Here is a 24,056-nt window from a genome sequence, read left to right on the forward strand (position 1 = left end):
AAAAAACAGAATAATGTTTTTAAGATTTTTGTTCACAGCTGTCAGATTATTCATAACTTTGTAAAGTTTAATGATTTTAGTGAGATTGTTAAACTGATTTACCACAAACAACCATATGATGCAAACAGTAGGGTTGTTTTGTAGTATCATCCCGAGCAGCCCTGAACAGGGTTGCTCTTTTTTAATATAATAAGAAATAATTAAGTTGTTGAGGTTTTATTCATAGGCATCTATTTTTTGATATGTTATTTATATAAAAGTATGTGATAGTTGTCTTTATTGTATTTGATTCCTGAAATATACTCAAGTGACTGCAGAACGGACTCAAGACTCTGATTATCGTGCTCTCCTGAAATAAGGTTATCAAACTCCTGTCCCTCCTGAAAGACTATAGAACAATTGTATTCTCTCTCCAGCTCTCTGGCTACGTCCTGAATAGGAGTAGCGTCAAAATAGAGGCACCCTTTTCTCCAGCCTGCCGTCTCGTATAGATCCTGATGTTTTTTTATCGTACCCCTAAGGGAATTCACCTCAACCCGTTCCTGTGCAGAGAGTCTCATGGTTGCCTCCGGCATTTCAATCTGAACCTTACCTCTATCAACCTTAACTGATGTAATTTCATCATTATAGTATGACTTGATATTGAATGCCGTGCCCAAGACCTTCACACAAAACTGCCCGGCAGTCACCACAAACTGCCGGTCGGGATCCCTGGCAACATCGAAAAAAGCCTCACCCTGAAGCATCACTTCACGAGCCTGCTGTGTGAATTTTGCAGGATAACGCAACCGGGAACAAGAATTGAGGGTAACCATTGACCCATCCGGTAAAGTAATATCTTTCCTTTCCCCATAAGTAGTTTCAATGCATTCATAATAAATATCCTGACGGGAAACCCCCTCATATAGGCGAAAAAAGGAAAAGATGACCGCTATTGCGGCTGCAATGCTTCCTGCCACTAAAAACAAAGGCTTTAGGGATCTTTTTTTCTTTTTCTCAATATCTTTTAAAATAGTGTAAGCTTCTTCTTTATATTCCTTATTCAGCGGGTCCCCGGTTTTTTCGAGGAACTGCGATTCCTCCCAGACGCTGAATGCAGCCTCCTCAATAATATCTTTATTGACGGGATCATTACTCTCCTCCAAAAAGGCGTAAGCCTCGTCTACGGTATAAGTCCCATTCAGAAAACGATGAATAACTGTTGTTTTATCTTTATTCCCTTTCATGAACATTCAAAAGGATGTTTAAAATATATCCTTGTATACTTATAATACACTTCAGACGAAAGAAGCAGGGGTGTTGTTAACTTAATTTTATATATTTAAACAAATCAGGATCAACAACAGATCGGCCATACTCCCGGGGTATTTCGCCAAAAAGCATCTTATTGATTTTAAAGCCTGCGTAATATGTTCCTGCACGGTATATATGGAAAGGTTCAGTTTTTGAGCTATTTCACGGTGCGACATATGCTCTTCTCTACTCATCCGGAATATCTCTTTTTGTCGTGGTGTAAGACGATTTATAGCTTTTTCAATAATTTCATTTAATTCATTATACAGAACGTTCCGGCTTGTGTCGTCATTGTAATCGATAGCTTGCGAAAGAATTGCCTGCATGACTCTCTTCTCACTTTCTATTCCCCTCAACATGTTCAATACCCTGTTTTTTACCATGGTATAAACATAAGATGAAAAAGAATACTCCGGATTGATAAAATGACGGGATTGCCAGATAACCGAAAACACATCATGAAAAATATCTTCAGCAAATTCTCTTGATTTAACAAATCTCATCGCAAAATAGATCAACCGGTCCTTGTAGCTGGCATATAATTCACTGAAAGCCTCTTCATCATTGTTCACAAGACGGAAGACAAGGGCTCTCTCGCGAACATCGTGTGCATCAGACTGATGATTATCCATAAAACTTTTATTGACCCATAAATATACAACAATAATATCAGATTTTTTTAAAATATTCAATTTCACTCCAGCATATAGCTCATAGAAGGGACTTTTTCAGGGAAAACAGCACTAAATGGCTCTTCATCCCCTAAAGTGTGATATCCGAAAAGCAATTGCGCCAATTTTCGGATATTTGCATGAAAGAGAGATTTTTCTGGAGGGCTGTATCTCCTAGCTTCTCCTCCCACAACTGTAAAAGAGGCACTGTTTACTTTCAGCAGTTCATCCCGTACAGATATAGAAAACGCTGTTTGCGGGTACCGTTCGGCAAATATCGAGATCAGTCTATGTGCATCAATCACTCGCGCCATACCCATCAGGTTTTTTTTGGGAGGGAACCCGAAAAGTGCCGCCTCCTCAACCATGGCATAAAAATCATCGAACGACTTCTGAACAGTCACATCTTTATGACGGAACAAAGAGTCAAACTCCCTGAATGCGGCGTACAGATCGCCCGGATATTTTTGCGTCAACTCTTTCAGAGAAGGCAAAGCCTCCGCTCCGGGGTCAAAAGTACGGGCAAAACCCAATTTGTCATAAAACCTCAACAGCCACTCTTCCTGAGGCACAAGCAAGATGATTGGCACATTCCTGCCGGCAGCGACGTCAAAACTTTTTATCAGCAGTTGCCGGCTATACCCTTTTTCTCTGTATTCAGGCAAGGTACACACACCGGAAAGATAGATAGCAGGAATTTCCGTCCCGCAAAAAGTGAACTGGTAAGACAACATCTGCAGAGAGGAAACAGCTTTGCCATCTTCAATATATATAAGCGTATTCTCGTTAAGGTATTTCCAGCGAAAATAAACCTCCATATAGTCATCCGGATCGTTGAACACGGTTTTCCACATATCCCAAACCTGCTGTTTTGTATTATCGTCGGCAAATTGAATCATGTTTTAATCGAAATAACGGTGAAACCTAATCAGGCAATGCAGATAACGTATGATAAACAGTTAGCTTTTGAATCTTGCGTTGTATTTTTCCAAAATAATATCAGGCTGATAGGAAAGCTTAGCCTGACGTAGATTATCAATCCCCATGTCCTCTTCACGATTCACATAGGTAAATTCTGAAGCCTCATTTTCGACAAATTGCTGATTAATGATGTTGTATGCACCGTGAGTGGTTGTAAAAGCTTTCTCCACATGAACTACAACAGTGTCTTGTGTAAGCTTCTCTCCAATGCTGAAGGCAACAATTTCGCTGTTCACGCATATCAGCCCTCCCATCAAATTAAGATATTCAAAATTATACAACATCTGTGTCGTTGCGTAATCATCATATACGAGTGAGGGGTCTTTCTCTTCACCGTTAATCTTCATCCACTTGTCAAGCATGCTTTTGCACTCTTCTACCAATACACGATTACCTGTAAGTGATTTGTACTGCCACTCATTTTCACGTTTAAACCGGTTGATATGATTACGTTTACTTTGCAGCTTCTTCCCTTTAAGATGTATCAGTTTTTCGGTGGTGTATATGTAATCTGAAACACTTCTGTTAAGGTTATATTCGAACCTTCCCGGCATCGCTTCTTCAATTTCTCTGATCATCTCTTTTGTCACACCTCTAATCTGAAAAACGGAACCGAACTGCTTATGATCATCTATGATTATTTCTATACCCTTTTTAATGTCTCCCAATCCAACAGGCTTAAGGTATGAGTTGCGATTATTATTGTCTCTAAACCTAATAAACAGCAGATTATCACTTACTGCGAATTGTGTGCTGAACTTCTTTCCCCATGTGAACAGGTTTGTAAAACATAAATCCGAAGCTCTGTAATTTTGTTTTTCGAGATATGAATTTATTATGTCTCTATCCTTTAATTCTATTGTTTTAAATGTAAGCATAAATATAAATGGCTTTCTTTGTCTTGTTTTGAGTATGATGAGTACATAACTATTCCGTTTATTAATGGCAGATCAAGACGATAAGCCTTACCAAACACAGAAATAGTCCAATGTAATTAAAACAGTGCAACAAAAATTGAAATAGTAAACAGGTCTGTAAAAGTATAAAAAAATTATTAACTCAGAGTCCCAAAAACCACTTGGCTATTGAAAAATAGATAAGAACTCCGGATATGTCGGCAATTGACGTAATCAAGGGAGCGCTCGCTGTGGCCGGGTCAAGCTTAAAGCGGGTAAACAAAAACGGAAGAAGCATGCCGATCATACTCCCCACAACAACAGTAAATACCATTGTAAGGGCAACAACCGGAATAATTTCAGGAGAGCGCCAGCTTGCCACCATGGTAACACCCACGGCCATGCTTACCCCTAGCAGCAATGCAACAATAAACTCTTTGCCCAGCAACCTCAACCAATCTCTTCGCTGCACATCGCCTACTGCAAGCGCCCTGATCATGAGCGTAGCAGATTGAGATCCCGCATTTCCAGCACTGTCTATCAATAAGGGCAGGAAAAAGACCAAAGACACAACAGACTCAATAAGATTTTCAAAACGTGCTATTGCTGCCCCCGAAAAAATATTAACAAAAACCAATGCCATTAGCCATACGATGCGCTTCTTGTAAAGAAATGGCACTGAAGCATGCAGTGGACTGATTACAGCATCTTTTACTGCACCGAACTTATGAAAATCTTCCGTCCCTTCTTGTTCAGCAACATCAAAAATATCGTCAATAGTAACAATACCCAATAGCGTTCCCGTTGTATCTATTACAGGAAGTGCGGTACAGTTATAATCCTTAAAGACCTTGACTGCTGTCTCCTGATCGTCATAAGCACTTAGCCACAGGCACTTATCTCCGATTAAATTCTCTATCAGTTCATCAGAGCCGGCAACCAATACATCGCGGATAAGGATATCATCAATAAGTTTCCATTCATAATCTACCACATATAAAACATCAAGGGTTTCTGAATCTCTGCCAAACTTGCGAACATGTTGCAATGTCTGTTCAACAGTGAAGAAAGATTTAACAGCCACAAACTTCGGAGTCATCAGTCGGCCTATACTGTCTTCGGGGTAGCCAAGCAGCTGAATAGCAATACTACGGTTTTCCGGGCTTAGCATCTGCATAAAGCGCTGTGCAACCTGCCCGGGAAGTTCTTCAAAAAAAGCAGTACGGTCATCAGGATCCATATCATTCATCAGATCCGCTACTTTTTCTGCATTATTGGCTAAATCAGAAATGACCTCTCCCTGCTTCATCGGTGAAAGTTCCTGAAAGACGTCTTTAGCCTTTTCACGCGGTAAAAATCTGAAAAGAACAGCTGAATCGAACTCCCTGCTATGTTCGATTAGAAATACAATGGAAGGGTTGTCCAATGTCAACAGATCCTCCTTAAGAATAATCCATGACTGCTCTTTAATTAGTTTACGGAATTGTGTTAATTTTTCATCCATCTCGACCTCCTTTAAACTGAACATGAATACTACATGCATTATCAACTGCTTCAGCAGCACTTGGTTAAAGGGTTGCAGCTTGTCTGCCCGACAAGTTGCATTTTCCTTAAGGCAGTGAAGCCTGCCAAAAACAGAGTTTACCGGTATTAAAACTTCTTAAACCCTACTATCTCTCTTACATCTGCAATTGTTTTCTGTGCATTCTCTCTTGCTTTTTCCGCTCCTTCAAGAGTTACTTTTCTCAGATATGCATCATCATTTTTTATCTCCAGGATCCGCTCCCTAATGGGCGATGTGACTTTTATTATATCAGCAGCCAACTGTTTCTTCAGGTCTCCATATCTTATTTGACAACTGTTCCACAGATCTTCAAAGTGTTGCACCACTTCTACGGTGGATACAACCCGGAGTATTGTAAAAAGATTTTCTATATAATCGGGCTTAACAGAATTCGGTTCTAAAGGCCCTGAATCAGTAAGCGCTTTTTTAACTTTCTTCTCAATCTCTTTAGGGGTGTCGCTAAGGTATATTGCATTCCCCTCCGACTTTCCCATTTTACCGCTGCCATCCAGCCCCGGTATCTTAACCAGTTTCTTCCCGAAATTATAAGCTACCGGCTCTTTGAAATATTCCACGCCGTAGAAATTATTAAACCGGCGGGCAAAGCGTCGTGTCATCTCCAGATGTTGTTCCTGGTCTTTTCCAACCGGCACCTTATCGGCATTGTGAATAAGTATATCTGCCGCCATTAATGTGGGATAGGTCAAAAGCCCCGCATTAACATTATCGGGTTGCTTCCTTGCTTTCTCTTTGAACGACGCTGTTTTTGACAGCTCCCCCATGTAGGCGTGCATGTTCAGATACAGATATAGCTCAATTGTTTCACGAACATCGCTCTGTACATAAATCACCGATTTTTCCGGATCGATTCCTGCCGCAAGGTAGTCCACCAGCACGTTTTTTACGTTCTGATGCAGCATCTTGGGGTCGGGATGTGTTGTCAGAGAGTGTATGTCGGCGATAAAGAAATAACATTTGTTTTCCTCCTGCATCCTGGTAAAGTTGCATAAAGCACCAAAATAATTACCCAAGTGTAATTTTCCGGTTGATCGAATACCGCTTAAAACTATATCCATGATCTGTAATAATTCTTTTAAACGCGCAAAGATAACAAAATAATGGCAAACAGAGATAATAAATTCAACACTATACGCTGTCATTATAACATTAATTACCGTTCAAGCCAGGCTTATTAAGGAAAAAATTCAGCAAATAGTTCTTTTTTGATGTTTAAAAGTACTACTTTTGTGATCTAAAAAAAAAATTCAACGAAAAGAGGCTGAACAGGTACACTACAAAATATTGAATGGGCACCTTTGTTTCATGCGATTATAAATTCTGACTTTCAGTAAAGTCAGGCTATTATTGTGTTATGCACATCAAAGGTAAGCTTGGATTATGCCTTGACGAATGAATATTTAACTTGAACTTTTTTAGCTAGGATCGCAACAAATGCAAATGTTGTATAAATAACAAATAAAATAATCATTAAAAAAAAACTTTATGAGTTGGTTAATCAAATCATCTATCGGACGGAAGTTTACACAAAGTATTTCCGGCCTTTTTCTGATTCTGTTCCTGCTTTTTCACATGTCTATGAACCTGGTGCTCATCTTCAGCTATGACGCCTATAATTTCATCGCCAATGAAATCCTTGGTGCTAACTGGTGGGCAGTATTGGGAACTGCAATCATTGCTCTGGGTTTTGTGATTCATGTTGCTTATGGAATTATACTTACGCTTCAAAACCAAAAAGCCAGAGGAAGTGACAAATATGCATCGTCCAGCAAAACGCCCGTAGCTTGGTCCTCCAAAAACATGTTCGTCCTGGGTTTATTTGTGCTGCTTTTCCTCTTCCTGCATCTTTATCAGATGTGGTACCAGATGCAGTATAAAGAACTGCTCATGATCGAAGGTGCCCGCACCGACGGCGCTCAACTGGTGGAGGAGGTATTCTCCAATCTCTGGATTGTAATTGTATACATAATCGCTTTCGTCTCATTATGGTTCCATCTGACCCACGGTTTCTGGAGCGCACTTCATACCGTTGGCTGGAACAACACTGTCTGGATGAAACGAATAAAAGTTATCGGCAATATCTTCTCCACCATTATCTCTCTGGGTTTTATTGTCGTGGCTATTGCCGTTCATCTGGGATACTCCAACATATTAGGATAACTAAAGAATTTGAATATTATGAATAAAATAGACTCAAAAATACCAAAGGGGGCTCTCGCTGAAAAGTGGACCAACTACAAGAACAATCAGAAGCTGGTTAATCCGGCTAATAAGCGTCGGCTCGACATTATTGTCGTAGGTACCGGACTGGCAGGTGCATCGGCTGCAGCATCGCTGGGTGAAATGGGATTCAACGTACTTAACTTCTGCATACAGGATTCTCCCCGCCGTGCACACTCTATTGCCGCTCAGGGAGGTATCAATGCGGCCAAGAACTATCCTAACGACGGGGACTCCGTTTACCGTCTGTTTTATGACACTATAAAGGGAGGTGACTATCGTGCACGCGAAGCCAACGTCTACCGTCTAGCAGAAGTGTCGAACAGTATTATCGACCAATGTGTGGCACAGGGTGTCCCCTTTGCCCGTGAATATGGAGGATTACTGGCTAACCGCTCTTTTGGCGGTGCACAGGTATCACGTACATTCTACGCCCGCGGACAGACCGGACAGCAACTGCTTTTAGGAGCCTATTCTGCATTGAGCCGCGCTGTTCACAACAAACAGGTTAAACTGTACACACGTTATGAGATGGTGGATCTTGTCATCATCGACGGCCGTGCCCGCGGGATCATTGCCCGCAACCTGGTAACCGGAAAACTGGAACGATTTGCCGCACATGCAGTGGTGATAGCCACCGGCGGATATGGAAACACCTTCTTCCTCTCCACTAACGCGATGACCTCTAACGGTTCGGCTGCATGGCAGTGCTACAAGAAAGGCGCCTATTTTGCCAATCCATGTATGGCTCAGATTCACCCAACCTGCATCCCGGTACACGGTGAGTTCCAGTCGAAACTTACACTGATGTCGGAATCGTTGCGTAACGACGGACGCATCTGGGTACCCAAAAAGCTGGAAGACGCCAAGGCAATTCGTGAAGGGAAACTGAACCCAACCGACCTGAAAGAGGAGGATCGCGACTACTATCTTGAACGGCGCTATCCGGCATTTGGGAACCTTGTGCCGCGTGACGTGGCATCGAGAGCAGCCAAAGAACGCTGCGATGCAGGTTTTGGTGTCGGGTCAACAGGTCTGGCTGTTTATCTCGATTTCGCAGAAGCTATCGGCCGACTCGGAAAAGATGTGGTGGAAGCCCGTTACGGGAACCTGTTCCAGATGTACGAAAAGATTGTTGACGATAACCCCTATGAAACTCCTATGATGATCTATCCTGCCATCCACTACACTATGGGCGGTATATGGGTAGATTATGAACTGATGACCACCATCCCCGGCCTTTTCGCCATTGGCGAAGCCAACTTCTCAGACCATGGTGCAAACCGCCTGGGCGCTTCGGCTCTTATGCAGGGACTGGCCGACGGATACTTTGTGCTTCCTTATACCATACAGAATTATCTGGCAGATCAGATCAATATTCCGCACTTCAAGACTGATGATCCGGAATTCGATAAGGCAGAAAAAGAAATTAACAACAAGCTTGACCGGTTGATGAATATCAGGGGAAAACATTCCGTAGATCATATTCACAAAAAACTGGGCCACATCATGTGGGATTTCGTGGGAATGGGACGAGATGCAGAGGGCCTGAAAAAGGCTATTGAGAAACTGAAAGAACTCAAGAAGGACTTCTGGACCAACCTACGTATTCCCGGTAACAAAGAGACGCTTAACGTAGAACTCGAAAAGGCACTGAGGCTTGCAGATTTCATTGAGATTGGAGAACTTATGGCTCACGATGCCCTCGACCGTGAAGAGTCGTGCGGCGGCCATTTTCGTATTGAACACCAGACAGAAGAGGGTGAAGCGTTGCGTCACGACGACAAGTTCTCTTACGTTTCCTGTTGGGAATACCAGGGAGAGGAAAAGGATCCGGTGATGTACAAGGAACCGCTGGAATACGAATTTGTGGTTCGTCAGCAAAGAAACTACAAATCTTAATCAGTTGATGAATAACGAGTAAACTTAAAAAAACAACGATCATGGATAAAGATATCAATATAAAAGTAAAAGTTTGGCGTCAGAACGGACCGAAAGAGAAGGGACATTTTGAGACCTACCCCCTGGAAAATATCTCTCAGGGAAGCTCTTTCCTCGAAATGCTGGATATCCTTAACGAACAACTCATCAACGAAGGAAAGGAGCCTGTAGTTTTTGATCATGACTGCCGTGAAGGCATTTGCGGAATGTGCAGCCTGTATATCAACGGTCATCCTCACGGGCCCGATCAGGGTATTACAACCTGTCAACTTCATATGCGGCGGTTCAACGACGGAGATACCATCACAGTTGAGCCATGGCGCTCTGCCGCTTTCCCTATCATAAAGGATTTGATGGTCGACAGGTCTGCTTTCGATAAGATAATGCAGGCAGGGGGTTACGTATCCGTAAACACGGGAGGTATTCCCGATGCTAATGCTATTCCTATCCCAAGAGACGATGCCGAGATGGCAATGGATGCTGCAGCCTGCATTGGTTGCGGTGCCTGTGTGGCAGCTTGTAAAAATGGGTCGGCAATGCTTTTCGTTTCGGCAAAGGTAAGCCAGCTTGCCCTGTTGCCTCAGGGACGAGTGGAAGCTGCCAGAAGAGCCAAATCAATGGTAGCCAAAATGGATGAGCTGGGCTTCGGTAACTGCACAAATACCGGTGCATGTGAGGTGGAATGCCCGAAAAATATCTCCATCACCAATATTGCACGGTTGAACAGAGAATTTTTGAAAGCTAAGTTCAAAGATTGATAGGTACGAAACTATAGTGAGAAAGCGTTTCTTCTCTTTTTGAAGAGTTGGAACGCTTTTTTATAAGGTTTTTAATGATTCTTTAACAACCTTATCCCGATTTTTTTTGTTTAACTATTATCATAGATATAAATATATCTTTTTTAATACAATCTATGAATAATTTTTTTGCAAAAAAATAGAAGTTTGGAACGGACATAAAATCATTATAATCCAAATAGATAATTAAAAACAGTTATATCCATCTAACTAAAAATTTAAATAATAGTATGAAACCAAAGAATATCATTCATAACAGCCTAACAGTAATATTACTGTCAATGATGAACTTGCCAGTTTTTTCACAGATTAGGTTCGGTGTAAAAGCAGACGTGGGATTGAATAATCCTAATTTCAGCACTTCCGCTCTGAAGGTCGAAAATATGACATCATACAGTATTGGCCCATCATTTGAAGCCATGCTTCTTCCGCTGGCAACTGCCAAGCTTGGTATAGATGCCTCACTTGTATATAACGATAACCGCATGACTGTCTCCAATCTTACCGGTACAAATGAAGTAAAAGATATATCAAACCGTTATCTTATGATGCCGGTAAATGCAAAGTTGAAATTTGGAGCAGGCTTGCTCCCGATAAGGCTGTTTGCCGCAGCAGGGCCATATGCCGGATATCTTATCCATGGTGATAAAATAAATATTGAAGAAACAGCTGATAATATAAAGGCTAAAGGTTTCTGTGCAGGAACCAATATTGCCCTTGGTGTTGAAGTGCTAAGAATGATACAGGTGGGGGTGAACTACAGAGTTCAGCTGACCGACAATTACTCGCTTGATAAACCTAACTGGAGAGATCCTCTTAACGGCAAAACAAACTCCTGGAATATTACAGGTTCAATCTATTTCTGATATATGTTTGCTGATCTGATACTTCCGCTCCCACTTCCCGGCATGTTCACTTATGCCATTCCAGCAGATATGCAAAACAAGATTGGGAAAGGATTCAGGGTGATTGTACCTTTTGGCAAAAGGAAGTATTACACCGGCATAGTTTCAAATATTCACAGTAAAGCCCCTCAAAATATGGCAATCAGGGAGATCCATTCCCTTATCGATTCACACCCTGTTGTGAATGAGCATCAACTGAAGTTATGGGAATGGATCTCTTTTTATTATCTCTCTTCTCCTGGAGATGTTTATAAAGCCGCTCTCCCCTCGCCTATGATCCCGGCGGATCTTAAACCTGGTTTTAAACCATGGACAGAGTCCTTTATTCGTTTGCATTCCTCGCTGAATGTCAAATCGTTACCCGGAATAATTGGAAGAGCAAAAAAACAGCAAGCTCTCCTGGATGAGATCTCCCTTTTTCTTTCGGAAAACAAAAGGGATAGTATCAGCAGAAAAGAGATTTCAGGCTTTTCTTCCTTTTCCCCCTCGGTGCTCAACGGATTGCTGCAAAAGCAGATATTAGAAACATTCGATATGGAGAAAGGGCGTATAGTAAATGAGAACATGCCTTTACGGAAAGCTTATCCGTTAAGCGAACTTCAACAAAAAGCACTAAACGAACTTAATAACTGCTTTAACTCAAAACAAACATGTCTTTTACATGGAGTTACTTCAAGCGGAAAGACAGAGATATATATTCATCTCATAGACCAGTTTACGGCTAAAGGAGAACAAACACTCTATCTGTTACCGGAAATAGCTCTTACTGCACAGCTTACGCAGCGATTAAAATCGGTTTTCGGTAATAAGATAGGTATCTATCACTCCAAAATAAATGATAACGAGCGTACGGAGATCTGGCAAAAGATGCTCTCGGAAGATCCCTATATGATTATCCTGGGTGCAAGATCCTCCCTTTTTCTCCCTTTTCAACGCTTAGGGCTTGTAATTGTGGACGAGGAGCATGAAACAGGTTACAAACAGCAGGATCCTTCTCCCCGTTATCATGCACGTGATACAGCAATCATGCTGGCACATATATACGAGGCCAAAACAGTATTGGGATCAGCAACCCCATCTATAGAATCATACTATAACGCCATGACCGGTAAATATGGGCTGGTGACAATAAAAGAGCGATTCAACTCTGTTCATTTACCTGAAATTGATATACAGAATACAAAAGAGCTGCGAATGAAAAGGAAAATGAAATCGCTGCTTGCACCGGATTTGATCAAACAGATAAACAATGCACTTGATAATGGCGGGCAGGTAATTCTATTTCGCAACCGACGAGGTTTTGCCTCACTGATTGAATGCAAACTTTGTGCATGGACACCCAAGTGTACACGTTGTGATGTATCGCTTACCTATCACAAATTGAGCAACCGTCTGGTATGTCACTATTGCAACACCTCATACCCAGTTCCATCAGAATGCCTTAATTGCGGAGAGAAAAGCTTGAAGCCGCTTGGCCAGGGGACAGAGCAGCTTGAAGAAGAGGTGAACCAGCTTTTCCCTGGAGCTGTTGTTGCAAGGATGGATATGGATACAACCCGCGGAAAAGATTCTTACGAACGAATTATCAAAGGTTTTGAGGAAAAACAAATCGATATTTTAGTCGGGACTCAAATGTTATCAAAGGGATTAGATTTTGACAATGTGAATGTTGTTGGAATTATCTCTGCCGACTCCCTGCTCAACTACCCCGATTTTCGTTCGCACGAAAGAGGATTCCAGCTGATGATGCAGGCTGCAGGCCGTGCCGGGCGTAAAAACAAACAGGGTCTGGTGATAATTCAGAGTGCCCACCCTGGACAACCTATTTACCGCTACCTCCTTAATAACGATTACGAATCATTTTTCAGGTCACAGCTTACCGAGAGAAAACTGTTCAACTATCCGCCCTACTCCAGGATAATTTGCATTATATTCAAACACAGAAATGAGAAAATAGTTGAAAAAGCGTCAGCCTTTTTTACCAGCTATTTGAAACAATCTTTGCAGGAGCGTGTTCTCGGCCCCAACAAACCAATAGTAAGCCGGATCCAAATGTACCATATACGCGAAACAGTTCTTAAATTGGAAGCCGGATTGTCGCCGAAACGGGTACGCGATACACTGAATAATGCAGAAAAACTTTTGAGAGAAGAACAGGAATTTAAATACTCTATATTGTATTACGATGTGGACCCTTTGTAGAATGATGAAAAAAACCGGAATTGCATACTGCTATCCGGTTTTTACTTCTGTTATAAGCCTCGTTCTCACGAGACATTATTTCATTTCAATTTCTTCTTTAAGGTCTATTTCATCTCCGTCCTTGTCATAAAAAACATATTGCAGGAATCCGAGTTTCTGGTCGGGTATAACTTTCATTCCCACATTGTATTTTTTTCTCCATTTGTACTTCAACGAAATGAGGCCTTGCTGAACATATGCTGCAACATAAGGATGTATGTGCAGACTGAATTTCTTCACTTTTAGATTGTTTACCAAATAATCGATCTTCCTCTCAAGGGTGTCAGTAAAAAGAATCGATGATTTTATTTTTCCTTTACCAAAGCAAGTAGGGCAAACTTCGCTTGTGGTAACTTCCATTTCGGGCCGTACACGCTGACGTGTTATCTGCATTAACCCGAACTTACTCAATGGCAAAATGTTATGTTTTGCTCTGTCATTTGCCATCAACTCCTGCATCCTGGAAAGAAGCTTGTTGCGATGCTCTCCCTTGTTCATGTCGATGAAGTCGATAACAATGATGCCTCCCATATCACGTAAACGAAGCTGCCGTGCAATCTCTTCCGCTGCAGCTAAATTCACCTCATAAGCACTGTCTTCCTGACCGAGTTTTGATTTATTGCGATTTCCGCTGTTAACATCGATCACGTGCAGTGCCTCGGTATGTTCAATAATCAGGTAGGCACCATTTTTAAAAGTAACAGTTTTTCCAAAGAGCGATTTGACCTGTTTTGTAATGCCGAAATTATCGAAGATTGGCAACGAGCCGGTATAATCTTTTACAATATTTTTCCGGTCGGGCGCAATAATACTTACATAATCGGCAATCTGCTTAGACACGCCCCTGTCATTGACGTGAATCTGTTCGAAAGATGGATTAAATATATCGCGCAAAAGTGCTACTGTACGTCCTGTCTCCTCATAAATGAGTGAAGGAGTCTTGACTTTCAGCATTTTGCCGATGTTGTCTTCCCATCGTTTGACCAGTACTTTCAGTTCGGCATCGAGATCAGCAACCCGCTTGCCTTCGGCATTGGTGCGTATAATCACCCCGAAGTTCTTGGGCTTGATGCTATGCACCAGCTGTCTGAGCCGGGCGCGTTCTTCGCGCGACTTAATTTTTTGCGATACCGATACACGGTTAATAAACGGAATCAACACCATGAACCGTCCCGCGAAAGAGATTTCAGCCGTTAGTCTCGGTCCTTTAGTTGAGATAGGTTCTTTGGCTACTTGAACCAATATTTCCTGTCCCACTTTCAGGATATCCGATATTGAGCCCTCTTTGTCGATATCGGGTTGCAGCTTCATCTTCTGGAGCTGCGGAATCTTTTTCTTGTCTTCAACCTGTTTCTGAAAATTCAGAATAGAGTTGAATTCAACCCCTAAATCCAAATAGTGAAGAAAAGCGTCCTTTTTGTGTCCCACATTCACAAATGCTGCGTTCAGGGCGGGCATAAGTTTTTTTACTTTGCCCATGTAAATGTTTCCAACCGAGAAAGAGCTGTCTTGACTCTCTTGCTGAAGTTCTACCAGTTTCTTGTCTTCGAGAACTGCAATGGTAATTTCTTTGGGTTGAACATCTACAACAAGTTCGCTTGTCACAATTGTTCGTTTTAAATGTTTATATAATATATTGGGCTTCTGTCTTCACAACAGAAAGCAGGTTCTCACCAGAACCTTCTCCCTCTTTTATATACAAAGAACAAACTTAACTTCCTGGTGGTTTTCTTTTAAGTTTGTTCCTGTAAATATTTGTAAAAAAAGCACTAAGTTCCTATTTTCTCTTTTTGTGTCTATTTTTTCTAAGTCTTTTTTTACGCTTGTGAACAGACATCTTATGCCTTTTCCTTTTTTTTCCGCTTGGCATATTTATTTCTCCTTATTATTTAAGTTATTTAGCTTCTTTTACCTGGGCAACAAATGTTTTTGCAGGCTTGAAAGCGGGTATATTATGTTCGGGAATGATGATAGTCGTATTTTTGGAAATATTACGTGCTGTTTTCTGGGCTCTCCTTTTTACAATGAAGCTGCCAAATCCTCTCAAATACACGTTTTCGTTGCTTGCCAAAGAATCTTTAACCACTTCCATAAAAGATTCTACAGTTGCCAGGACCGATGCTTTATCAACGCCAGTCTTCTTTGCAATCTCATTAACAATGTCTGCTTTAGTCATTTTTATTATATTTTTAAATATTAAATAATAATACAGTTGATTGGTTAGTAAAATTTTGGACTGCAAATATATAGCTTTTTTCTTAAGGCGTAAAATAAATATTGGAAAATTTTCAGATTTTCCAATATTTTGCGGATAAATATACTCTATACATTCGTTTTGTAACTAAACGACTTGACTATGTAAATTCAGAATCGCATTCAATTGCCGCCATCAGCCAATAATCAGGGTGAGTCCTTTTCCAAAAGGAGTAAAGCAACACCAAAAACATGTCGACTCAGAATTACAATACAGGGTGAGAAGAAAATGCGGCGATTTACAGGATTATTGCCACCTTTTTTCTGTAACCGATTATGATAAGGATGAGGGTAGAGAGCGTAATATTTCCCGGTAAACATACACACGGCATGCAAACACCCTTAAAAATCAACAAATTTGCATAAACCCTGTTTTCTTATGTTCTTTGTAGGGATTAATTGAATAATTATCATGAAACTATTTGAAAATTCTCATTGCCAATTGCAAAATTATGATTAATTTTGTTTTTATAGCGTGAACTATTCTTAAACCAAAAATATAAAGTTATGTCAGTGAACAAAGTTATCTTAGTAGGAAATGTAGGAAAGGACCCTGAAATCAAGTATTTTGACAACGACGTTGCAAAGGCGAACTTCTCGCTGGCGACCAGTGAAAGAGGTTACACAACTTCAGGGGGTACTCAGGTACCTGAACGTACTGAATGGCACAACATTGTTTGTTGGAGAGGATTGGCTCAGGTTGCGGAAAAATTTGTGAAAAAGGGAACGTTGCTTTACATCGAAGGGAAAATCCGTTCCCGCTCGTATGACGACCAGAACGGTGTGAAGAGATATATCACCGAAATTGTTGCTGATAACCTGGAGTTGCTAAGCCGCAGATCGGGTGGCGGAGAGAGTGAAAATACCGGAGGCAAACAAGATTTTTCAAATTCAACCGACACCTCCGGAGAACCGGGTGATATTTCCGAAGTGGATGATTTGCCATTCTAAATAAAAGATCGTAATTTTGCGAAAGAATGTTTTAGCGTCTGATTTTCAAAAGAAGAGGTAGAACATTCTTTTGTTTCACTAAAAAATTGCAACTTGGATCCTGACCCTTTATCGTTTCAATATATTAACTTGCAGGCTTTCGTACCTGTCCTGTCCGATTATATCTTAACAGCGCTCCTCCTCCTGTTTATTATCTCAAATGCAATTATTTCAGGATCTGAAGTTGCCTTTTTCACGGTTGAAAGAAACTTCTCCGATGATATTCACACCTCTGATGAACCAAAAAAAATCAGCATATCCAACCTTCTTAGAAAACCGGAAAAACTTTCAGCCTCAATTGTTATTGCATATAATTTGCTGAATGTAAGCATTACAGTGCTTATTATATATCTATTGAACAGATTGCCTTTTTTCGGGGGAGATGTTGTTGAGACTCTTTTACTTGAGGTAATTATTTCCATTTGTGTGGTTTTGCTTTTTGTAAATATCCTGCCAAAACTGTACGCTTCACACAACCCTCTACGTTTTGCTTCCAACAACGTATATTTTATTTACTTTATAAACAGGTTGATGAGCCCTGCATCTTCCCTGCTCGTTAAGAGCACTTCGGCAATAAGTCCTTCTTCAAAGCGATGGAAGCATGAGATATCTGTAGATGATCTTTCAAAGGCGCTTGAAATTACATCGAATGACATTACCAGGGATCAGGAAAAAGAGATGCTCGAAGGAATAATCCGCTTCAAGGACAAAACTGTTGACGATATTTTAGTCTCCAGGGGCGATATGATAGCTATAGATTTGCAAACTCCCTTTAAAGAGGTAATCGACTTTATTGTTGATGCCGGTTTCTCCCGTATTCCGGTGTTTGATGAAAATCCGGATAATATCAAAGGTATTCTTTATGTGAAAGATCTGTTGCCACATTTGGGAAAACCCAACAATTTCAGGTGGCAGTCACTTATTCGTTCCGCATACTTTGTCCCGGGGACTAAGCGTATAGACGACCTCCTTGAGGAGTTCCGTTCGAGCAAGATACATATGGCTGTGGTGGTTGATGAATATGGTGGCACGTCTGGTCTTGTTACAATGGAAGATATTCTTGAAGAGATTGTTGGCGATATAAGCGACGAGTACGACGAGGAGCTTCGTTTATACACTATTGCGGCTGATGGTTCATATATTTTCGAGGGTAAAACTCCTTTGGAGGAATTCATAAAAATCACTGGCCTGCCCGAAAAGGATTTTGAGGAGATGGCTGAAGAGGTGGGCACTCTTGCCGGATTATTACTGGAGTTGAAGGGTGATTTTCCAAAAAGAAAAGAGAGCTTCATATTCAAGAAACACACCTTTCTGGCAGAAGAGATGAGTAAAAAACGCATAACTAAAGTGCGTTATATTCCGCCTAAAATCAAGAAAACAGATTAATTGCTTGTGCATAAGCCCCACATAACGTATCTTTTATGCTTATAAGAAGAGAATATACCCAGACCGGGTGCCTTCTTGGTATCTGGAAAATGGATGAATCGCGTGAAGAGCTGTTGCTGCTCTTCCCGGAGCATCTCCGCTACGAAGCAATTGAATATATAGAAGGTATTCGCTCCGAAAGTCGTTCTATAGAATGGCTCTCCTCTCGTATAATGCTTTTGGTACTTTTAGGTGAAGAGAAAATAATCTATAACCGTAAAGACGGTAAACCATATCTTGAAGATGGCACCCATTACATAAGCATCTCACATACGAATAATTATGCAGCAATCCTGCTCCATGAAACAGCTCCGGTTGGAATTGATATAGAAACACGTTCAGAAAGGGTGAAAAAGATAGCTTCAAAATTCATTTCAGAAGATGAATTCATTGACCCTTCACAGAAAACGGTTCATCAGCTACTGCACTGGTCTGCAAAAGAGAGTCTGTTTAAGCTTATCAACGAAGAGGGTATTGACTTTAAACAACATTTTCGCATACACCCTTTTACGCCAGCCGTGGAGGGTGTTATAGAGGCTACTGAGTCAAAAACAGGTCTGTCACAGACTTTTAATATTCATTACGAGGTGCACGCTGAATACGTTCTTACCTGGATAGCCGGAAACAACCCGGAATAAAAAAGCGCCCTGGAAATTTCCGGAGCGCTTTAGCCTATATAGCAACTATGAAAATTAATTAAACTGTAAGTGACACTCTTTTGAACAAAGTCACTGTTAGCTCTTTATCATTTTCCTTCAAGAACTGTTCAATATTTTTCTTAGAATCCTTAACATATTCCTGCTGAAGAAGTGTAGATTCTTTATAGAATTTCTGCAATGCACCCTCGGCAATCCTGTCCAGTAAATTTTCAGGCTTACCTGCTTCACGGGCTTTTTCGCGGGCTATTTCCAGTTCTTTCTCTTTAATATCAGCGGGTATCTCTTCAGCTGTAACGGCAATAGGGCTCATAGCAGCCACCTGCATTGCCACATCTTTGGCTACTTGTTTATCAACATTGACTTTATTAAATCCAACAATGGTAGCCAATTTATTACCCATATGAATATATGATGTTACATATGGAGCAGTAATATGTTCATAATAACCCAACTCCATTTTTTCACCTGTGGCACCTATTTTATCGGTAATAAGTTGTGAAACGGTACCATTGGAAAGTTCCAGAGAAAGAAGTTGTTCCAGGGTTTTAGGTTTGTGTTCGATTGCTGCATCAAGAATCTGACCGGTTAATGCAACAAACTCCTCATTTTTTGCAACAAAATCTGTCTCGCATTGTAGTGCAACCACAGCCGCGAAATCTCCTTCAGCCCTTGCTAATACGCAACCTTCCGATGCTTCGCGATCCTCACGTTTTGCAGCAACTGCCTGCCCCTTTTTACGGATTATCTCCATCGCTTTGTCGAAATCTCCGTTCGCTTCGTTAAGTGCATTTTTGCAATCCATCATTCCCGCTCCTGTCATCTTGCGCAAATGCTGGATATCTGCCATTGAAACTGCCATATACTTTATATTATATTTGTAATGTTTTATTTCTGTTATTTATACGTCAACGTCTTCGTCTGTCGCATATTTACTTACCACTGCTGCCTTCATCGCTTCCGTGTCTTCTTTCTTCACACGTTCTTTCTTGGCGGCTTTTGACTTGCGTTCCCTGCGCTGAGGAGCCTCTTCATCCTGTTCTTCAGCAGCAGCTGCATCAGCTTTTTCAATCTTACGCTCATCAAGGCCCTCTTTTATTGACTCACATAGGAACCCAATAATCATATCCACAGCTTTTGCAGCATCATCATTTGCAGGAATAACAAAATCTATATTTGTCGGGTTTGAATTGGTATCCACGATGGCAAAAACCGGTATCCCCAAACGTTCAGCCTCTTTCACTGCTATCTGTTCTTTCATCACATCCACTACAAGAAGTGCTGAAGGTAGACGTGTAAGATCCTGGATCGAACCCAGAGTTTTCTCAAGTTTTGCACGCTGGCGGGTTATCTGCAGCTTTTCACGTTTTGAAAGGGTATCGAACGTACCGTCCTTGATCATCTTATCAATATTACCCATTTTTTTCACCGCTTTCCGTATAGTAGGAAAGTTGGTCAACATTCCTCCCGGCCAGCGCTCAATAACGTAAGGCATGTTCACGCCCTGGGCTTTTTCCTCGATCACAGGCTTAGCCTGTTTTTTTGTTGCTACAAAAAGGATTTTCTTTCCAGATTTTGCAATCTGTTTAAGTGCAGCGGCAGCTTCCTCAGCTTTCGCTATAGTTTTGTAAAGGTCAATAATATGGATTCCGTTGCGCTCCATGAAAATATAGGGAGCCATCGCAGGATTCCATTTTCTTTTTAAGTGCCCGAAGTGTGCTCCGGCTTCAAGAAGTTGGTCAAATTCTAATTTTGCCATGTTTGTTGTTTTAAATAATTCGTTTACATTCTTTTTCCAAACCGAACCGTAAGGTAAATTATCCGCTCAACTTATAATAACGTGCCAGATAACGTCCTTACGATTTAGATACTAAACGTAGCAGCCTAGCGGCTGCTTTTATCTGTTCATCCGAAAATTTTGCCTGAAGATGTGGAAAATAAGCGGAACTGAAAACCAATAATTAACGTTTCGAGAATTGGAATCTCTTTCTTGCTTTTGGTTGTCCCGGTTTTTTACGTTCAACCACACGTGGATCGCGTGTCATGAACCCTTCAGCTCTCAAGGCCTGTTTATCTTCGGGATTTATCTTCACCAAAGCGCGTGCAATTCCTAATCTGGCTGCCTCTGATTGTCCTTTGCAACCGCCACCATCAAGGTTTATTCTGATGTCGTACTGATCGAGCACGTTCAGCTTGTTCAACGGCTGTTTTACTATATACTGAAGGATAGAAGAGGGAAAATAACTTTCCAGGTCGCGTTTGTTTATAACGATCTTGCCTGTACCTTCGGTTACAAAGACACGTGCCACTGCTGCTTTGCGCCTTCCTATTGCATTTACTGCTTCCATCTTTATTATTTAAGAGTATTAATATCTAATTTTTTGGGTTTCTGTGCCTGATGCGGATGCTCTTCTCCTGCATAAACAAACATGTTATTCAAAATAGCATCACTTAATTTGTTCTTAGGAAGCATTCCTTTCACCACTTTTCTGAAAAGTCTGTCGGGGCTCTTTGCCATTAAATCGGCAGGAGTATACTCCTTCTGACCTCCGGGATAGCCTGAATAGCGTAAATAGATACGGTCAGTCCACTTGCTTCCCGAGAGCTCCACTTTGTCGGCATTAACTATAATCACATTGTCGCCACAATCAACGTGCGGAGTGAAGCTTGCTTTATACTTACCCCTCAGCAATTTGGCTACTTTAGAACATAAACGCCCTAATTGCTGTCCTGTGGCATCAATCTCAACCCATTCTTTCTGTGCAGTTTCCTTATTTACAGAAATAGTCTTATAACTTAGTGTATCCACTTTTGTTGATTTTTAATTTGTAAATTAATGTGTTGTTGATTTCCATCGCTTCCCGCTTTGTCTTGCTAAGGGACATAAAGGCAAATAAAAAGCTTTAAATCAAACTCTTAATTGAAAAAAACTAATAATCGGACTGCAAAGTTACAATAATTCAGAATATTAACAAAGCATTTGATGTGATTTTCTTTTCTGGGGAAAAAAAATTTTTTCAATGCTTTTGACACTGAATTTTATCAGTAAGTAAGAAGAAAAATCACCTACCTGAATTATGATTTACTGTTATTTTTTGGTCATTTTTTAAAAAAATATAGCAGGTGTTTTTTGCCGGTTTATAAAAATAGTGTATCTTTGCACCCACAAATAACGGCTCCGTAGCTTAACTGAATAGAGCATCTGACTACGGATCAGAAGGTTACAGGTTTGAATCCTGTCGGAGTCACAACTCATTATCAAACACTTATCTATCAATCCAGGTGAGTGTTTTTTATTGACACCTCATCATCTTTCAGCAAAAACTCATTCTCATCAATCAAATACCTAAGTACAAGAATAACATCATCACGACTCTCTTCCGGAACCGAATCGACCAGGTGATTAAACCTTATCGGTCCGTCTGACTGCAATGTACTTTTCAGTTGTCCGGCAATCACACGAAACTGGTAGTTTGTTAAGCCTGTTTCGGTTTTCCTCAAACATACATCGCAATGGCCGCAATCTTGAGGATTTGCCTCGCTGAAATAGGCCAGCAACATTCTGCTGCGGCAAACATCTTCCTCCTCAGCGTACTCTATCATAGAGTATATCCTTTTCTCAAAACGCTTTCTCCTCTCTTCATAAACTGCTTTGGGAATGGTTACAAACTTAGGATCCTCACGAGAGGTTGTAAAAACAATGAAAGGCGTTTTTTTCTGCGGTACATACCTTACGTATCGTAGCCGCGACAGAGAGGTGAGTATATCATATACCTCCGCACGGCTCATACCTGTCCTTGATGCCAGCATAGATTCGTCAATATAGACATCATCTGAAAAGACACCGGTATAACTCCTGAGGATACAGTGAAGAACCTCCTCTGACCTTTTGTCCAGATGTAGAGAATACATCTCGTCACGATAAATAAGAATTCGAATTCTTGAACGCATATCTATCTCTTCCGTATATTCTATGTATCCGGCCAGCTCCAATATTTTGAGGGCATGGTGAGTGGGCAGGAATGGAAGCTTGTAAGGCATACAGAACTCATGGAGGCTAAAATCATATACACTGTTATATCCGGCTCCCACGGCCACTTGATAGTAATTTCCAAGAGCATCGTAAACCCTTACTATGAAGTCCCTGCCGGGGAATGAGTCCGAAATCCTCTTCCTAAGCTTGTCACTATCAGCTTTTGTATAGAGAATAATGGAATAGGAGCGCTCTCCGTCTCGACCGGCACGGCCAGCTTCCTGAAAATATTCTTCCGGTGAGCTGGGCAGATCCATATGAACAACTGTACGTACGTCGGGCTTGTCAATACCCATTCCAAATGCATTTGTTGCCACCATCACCCGGCAGCTGTCCTGCATCCAGGCATTCTGCCTCCCAATTTTCTCCTCATTCGGAAGCCCGGCATGGAAAAAATTGGCGGAGATACCCTCATTACGAAGATACTGTGCTATCTCTTTCGTCTGCCTGCGGCTCCTTACGTATACAATACCTGCCCCGGGCACCGACTGCAGAATATGTATCAGCTCCCCTACCTTATTATCTGCTGTCCTCACAACATATGACAAGTTATCGCGTGCAAAACTCTTTCGAAAAACCCTCTTCTCCCTAAAAAGGAGCTTATCCTGTATATCCTCAACAACCTCTTTGGTGGCTGTAGCTGTGAGAGCAAGCACAGGTATCCCCTCCAGCAAACCGCGTATTCCGGCAATCTTAAGGTAAGAGGGGCGAAAATCATACCCCCATTGTGAAATACAATGCGACTCATCTACCACCAACAGGCACACATCCATGGCCTGCAGCTTGGCAATGAATATGTCGGAGGAAAGACGTTCAGGGGAGACGTACAGAAACTTAAAATCTCCGAAAATGCAGTTTTCAAGTGTGGTTATTATTTCGTCACGTGACATGCCGGAATATACGGCTGCAGCCTTAATACCTCTTTCGCGAAGGTTGTCCACCTGATCTTTCATGAGCGATATGAGAGGGGTTACAACAAGGCATATACCTTTCATTGCCATCACCGGCACCTGAAAGGTCAGCGACTTTCCGCCGCCAGTAGGCATCAATCCAAGGGTGTCCCTTCCCTCCCATACAGACTGTATAATCTCTTCCTGCAAGGGACGAAATGAAGAATATCCCCAGAACTCATAAAGAATATTGTGAAACAAATCTGACTGCATAAGCAATAC

General features: G+C 41.3%; 21 protein-coding genes and 1 tRNA gene. 9 read left to right on the top strand and 13 right to left on the bottom strand.

Going from position 1 to position 24,056, the window contains the following annotated elements:
- Positions 1-245 precede the first annotated feature (245 nt).
- The 6 genes from B3B27_RS06870 to trpS form a co-directional block, all read right to left on the bottom strand.
- Positions 246-1,226: a FecR family protein gene (locus B3B27_RS06870; RefSeq protein WP_286844922.1), complete on the bottom strand. Its 981-nt coding sequence runs from the start codon at positions 1,224-1,226 to the stop codon at positions 246-248.
- An 87-nt stretch (positions 1,227-1,313) separates the two neighbouring features.
- Complete coding sequence (locus tag B3B27_RS06875) at positions 1,314-1,925, bottom strand: RNA polymerase sigma-70 factor (RefSeq protein ID WP_238868539.1); 612 nt, start codon at positions 1,923-1,925, stop codon at positions 1,314-1,316.
- Positions 1,926-1,987: 62 nt separating this feature from the next.
- Entirely contained in the window at positions 1,988-2,863 is an 876-nt protein-coding gene (locus tag B3B27_RS06880) for a GNAT family N-acetyltransferase (RefSeq protein WP_238868538.1), read from the bottom strand.
- 60 nt (positions 2,864-2,923) lie between these two features.
- Positions 2,924-3,823 carry a DUF2156 domain-containing protein gene (locus B3B27_RS06885; protein WP_238868537.1) on the bottom strand — a complete coding sequence of 300 codons (900 nt, stop codon included), beginning with the start codon at positions 3,821-3,823 and terminating at the stop codon, positions 2,924-2,926.
- A gap of 181 nt (positions 3,824-4,004) precedes the next feature.
- On the bottom strand, positions 4,005-5,345 hold the full coding sequence (gene mgtE / locus B3B27_RS06890) for a magnesium transporter (protein WP_238868536.1): 1,341 nt from the start codon (positions 5,343-5,345) through the stop codon (positions 4,005-4,007).
- Positions 5,346-5,491: 146 nt separating this feature from the next.
- Entirely contained in the window at positions 5,492-6,481 is a 990-nt protein-coding gene (gene trpS / locus B3B27_RS06895) for a tryptophan--tRNA ligase (protein WP_238868535.1), read from the bottom strand.
- 427 nt (positions 6,482-6,908) lie between these two features.
- On the opposite strand from trpS, the gene B3B27_RS06900 reads away from it, so the two are divergent.
- From B3B27_RS06900 to priA, 5 genes are all read left to right on the top strand, one after another.
- Entirely contained in the window at positions 6,909-7,583 is a 675-nt protein-coding gene (locus B3B27_RS06900) for a succinate dehydrogenase/fumarate reductase cytochrome b subunit (protein ID WP_238868534.1), read from the top strand.
- 18 nt (positions 7,584-7,601) lie between these two features.
- Complete coding sequence (locus B3B27_RS06905) at positions 7,602-9,545, top strand: fumarate reductase/succinate dehydrogenase flavoprotein subunit (protein WP_238868533.1); 1,944 nt, start codon at positions 7,602-7,604, stop codon at positions 9,543-9,545.
- A gap of 41 nt (positions 9,546-9,586) precedes the next feature.
- Entirely contained in the window at positions 9,587-10,342 is a 756-nt protein-coding gene (locus B3B27_RS06910) for a succinate dehydrogenase/fumarate reductase iron-sulfur subunit (protein ID WP_238868532.1), read from the top strand.
- Positions 10,343-10,611: 269 nt separating this feature from the next.
- Complete coding sequence (locus B3B27_RS06915) at positions 10,612-11,247, top strand: outer membrane beta-barrel protein (protein WP_238868531.1); 636 nt, start codon at positions 10,612-10,614, stop codon at positions 11,245-11,247.
- 3 nt (positions 11,248-11,250) lie between these two features.
- The gene (priA, locus tag B3B27_RS06920) at positions 11,251-13,488 is read left to right on the top strand and encodes a replication restart helicase PriA (RefSeq protein ID WP_286844924.1); all 2,238 of its coding nucleotides are present in this window, start codon (positions 11,251-11,253) and stop codon (positions 13,486-13,488) included.
- A 75-nt stretch (positions 13,489-13,563) separates the two neighbouring features.
- On the opposite strand, the gene B3B27_RS06925 is transcribed toward priA, so the two are convergent.
- A complete protein-coding gene (locus B3B27_RS06925) occupies positions 13,564-15,132 on the bottom strand; it encodes an Rne/Rng family ribonuclease (protein ID WP_238868529.1) in 1,569 nt (522 codons plus the stop codon).
- A 289-nt stretch (positions 15,133-15,421) separates the two neighbouring features.
- Positions 15,422-15,703, bottom strand: coding sequence for an HU family DNA-binding protein (locus B3B27_RS06930; protein ID WP_238868528.1), 282 nt, complete (start codon positions 15,701-15,703; stop codon positions 15,422-15,424).
- 584 nt (positions 15,704-16,287) lie between these two features.
- Between B3B27_RS06930 and B3B27_RS06935 the strand changes: the two genes are divergently transcribed.
- The 3 genes from B3B27_RS06935 to B3B27_RS06945 all read left to right on the top strand — a co-directional run bounded on the left by B3B27_RS06935 (position 16,288) and on the right by B3B27_RS06945 (position 18,833).
- Positions 16,288-16,731 (top strand): single-stranded DNA-binding protein, encoded by a 444-nt coding sequence (locus B3B27_RS06935; protein ID WP_238868527.1) that lies wholly within the window; start codon positions 16,288-16,290, stop codon positions 16,729-16,731.
- A gap of 93 nt (positions 16,732-16,824) precedes the next feature.
- Positions 16,825-18,156, top strand: coding sequence for a gliding motility-associated protein GldE (gene gldE / locus B3B27_RS06940; protein ID WP_238868526.1), 1,332 nt, complete (start codon positions 16,825-16,827; stop codon positions 18,154-18,156).
- 35 nt (positions 18,157-18,191) lie between these two features.
- Positions 18,192-18,833, top strand: a complete 642-nt coding sequence (locus B3B27_RS06945; protein ID WP_286847182.1) for a 4'-phosphopantetheinyl transferase family protein — start codon at positions 18,192-18,194, stop codon at positions 18,831-18,833.
- Between the two features lie 58 nt (positions 18,834-18,891).
- Here the strand turns inward: B3B27_RS06945 and tsf are convergent, their stop codons facing one another.
- The 4 genes from tsf to rplM all read right to left on the bottom strand — a co-directional run bounded on the left by tsf (position 18,892) and on the right by rplM (position 21,660).
- Positions 18,892-19,713 (bottom strand): translation elongation factor Ts, encoded by an 822-nt coding sequence (gene tsf, locus B3B27_RS06950; RefSeq protein ID WP_238868524.1) that lies wholly within the window; start codon positions 19,711-19,713, stop codon positions 18,892-18,894.
- Between the two features lie 39 nt (positions 19,714-19,752).
- A complete protein-coding gene (rpsB, locus tag B3B27_RS06955; RefSeq protein WP_238868523.1) occupies positions 19,753-20,610 on the bottom strand; it encodes a 30S ribosomal protein S2 in 858 nt (285 codons plus the stop codon).
- A 202-nt stretch (positions 20,611-20,812) separates the two neighbouring features.
- Positions 20,813-21,199 carry a 30S ribosomal protein S9 gene (gene rpsI / locus B3B27_RS06960; RefSeq protein WP_238868522.1) on the bottom strand — a complete coding sequence of 129 codons (387 nt, stop codon included), beginning with the start codon at positions 21,197-21,199 and terminating at the stop codon, positions 20,813-20,815.
- A gap of 5 nt (positions 21,200-21,204) precedes the next feature.
- Entirely contained in the window at positions 21,205-21,660 is a 456-nt protein-coding gene (rplM, locus tag B3B27_RS06965; RefSeq protein ID WP_238868521.1) for a 50S ribosomal protein L13, read from the bottom strand.
- Positions 21,661-22,025: 365 nt separating this feature from the next.
- On the opposite strand from rplM, the gene B3B27_RS06970 reads away from it, so the two are divergent.
- Positions 22,026-22,099 (top strand) — tRNA-Arg (locus B3B27_RS06970).
- 25 nt (positions 22,100-22,124) lie between these two features.
- Here the strand turns inward: B3B27_RS06970 and B3B27_RS06975 are convergent.
- Positions 22,125-24,047: a RecQ family ATP-dependent DNA helicase gene (locus B3B27_RS06975; protein WP_238868520.1), complete on the bottom strand. Its 1,923-nt coding sequence runs from the start codon at positions 24,045-24,047 to the stop codon at positions 22,125-22,127.
- Between the last annotated feature and the right edge of the window lie 9 nt (positions 24,048-24,056).

The sequence above is a fragment of the Proteiniphilum sp. UBA5463 genome, from assembly GCF_002427225.1.
Taxonomy (GTDB): domain Bacteria; phylum Bacteroidota; class Bacteroidia; order Bacteroidales; family Dysgonomonadaceae; genus Proteiniphilum; species Proteiniphilum propionicum.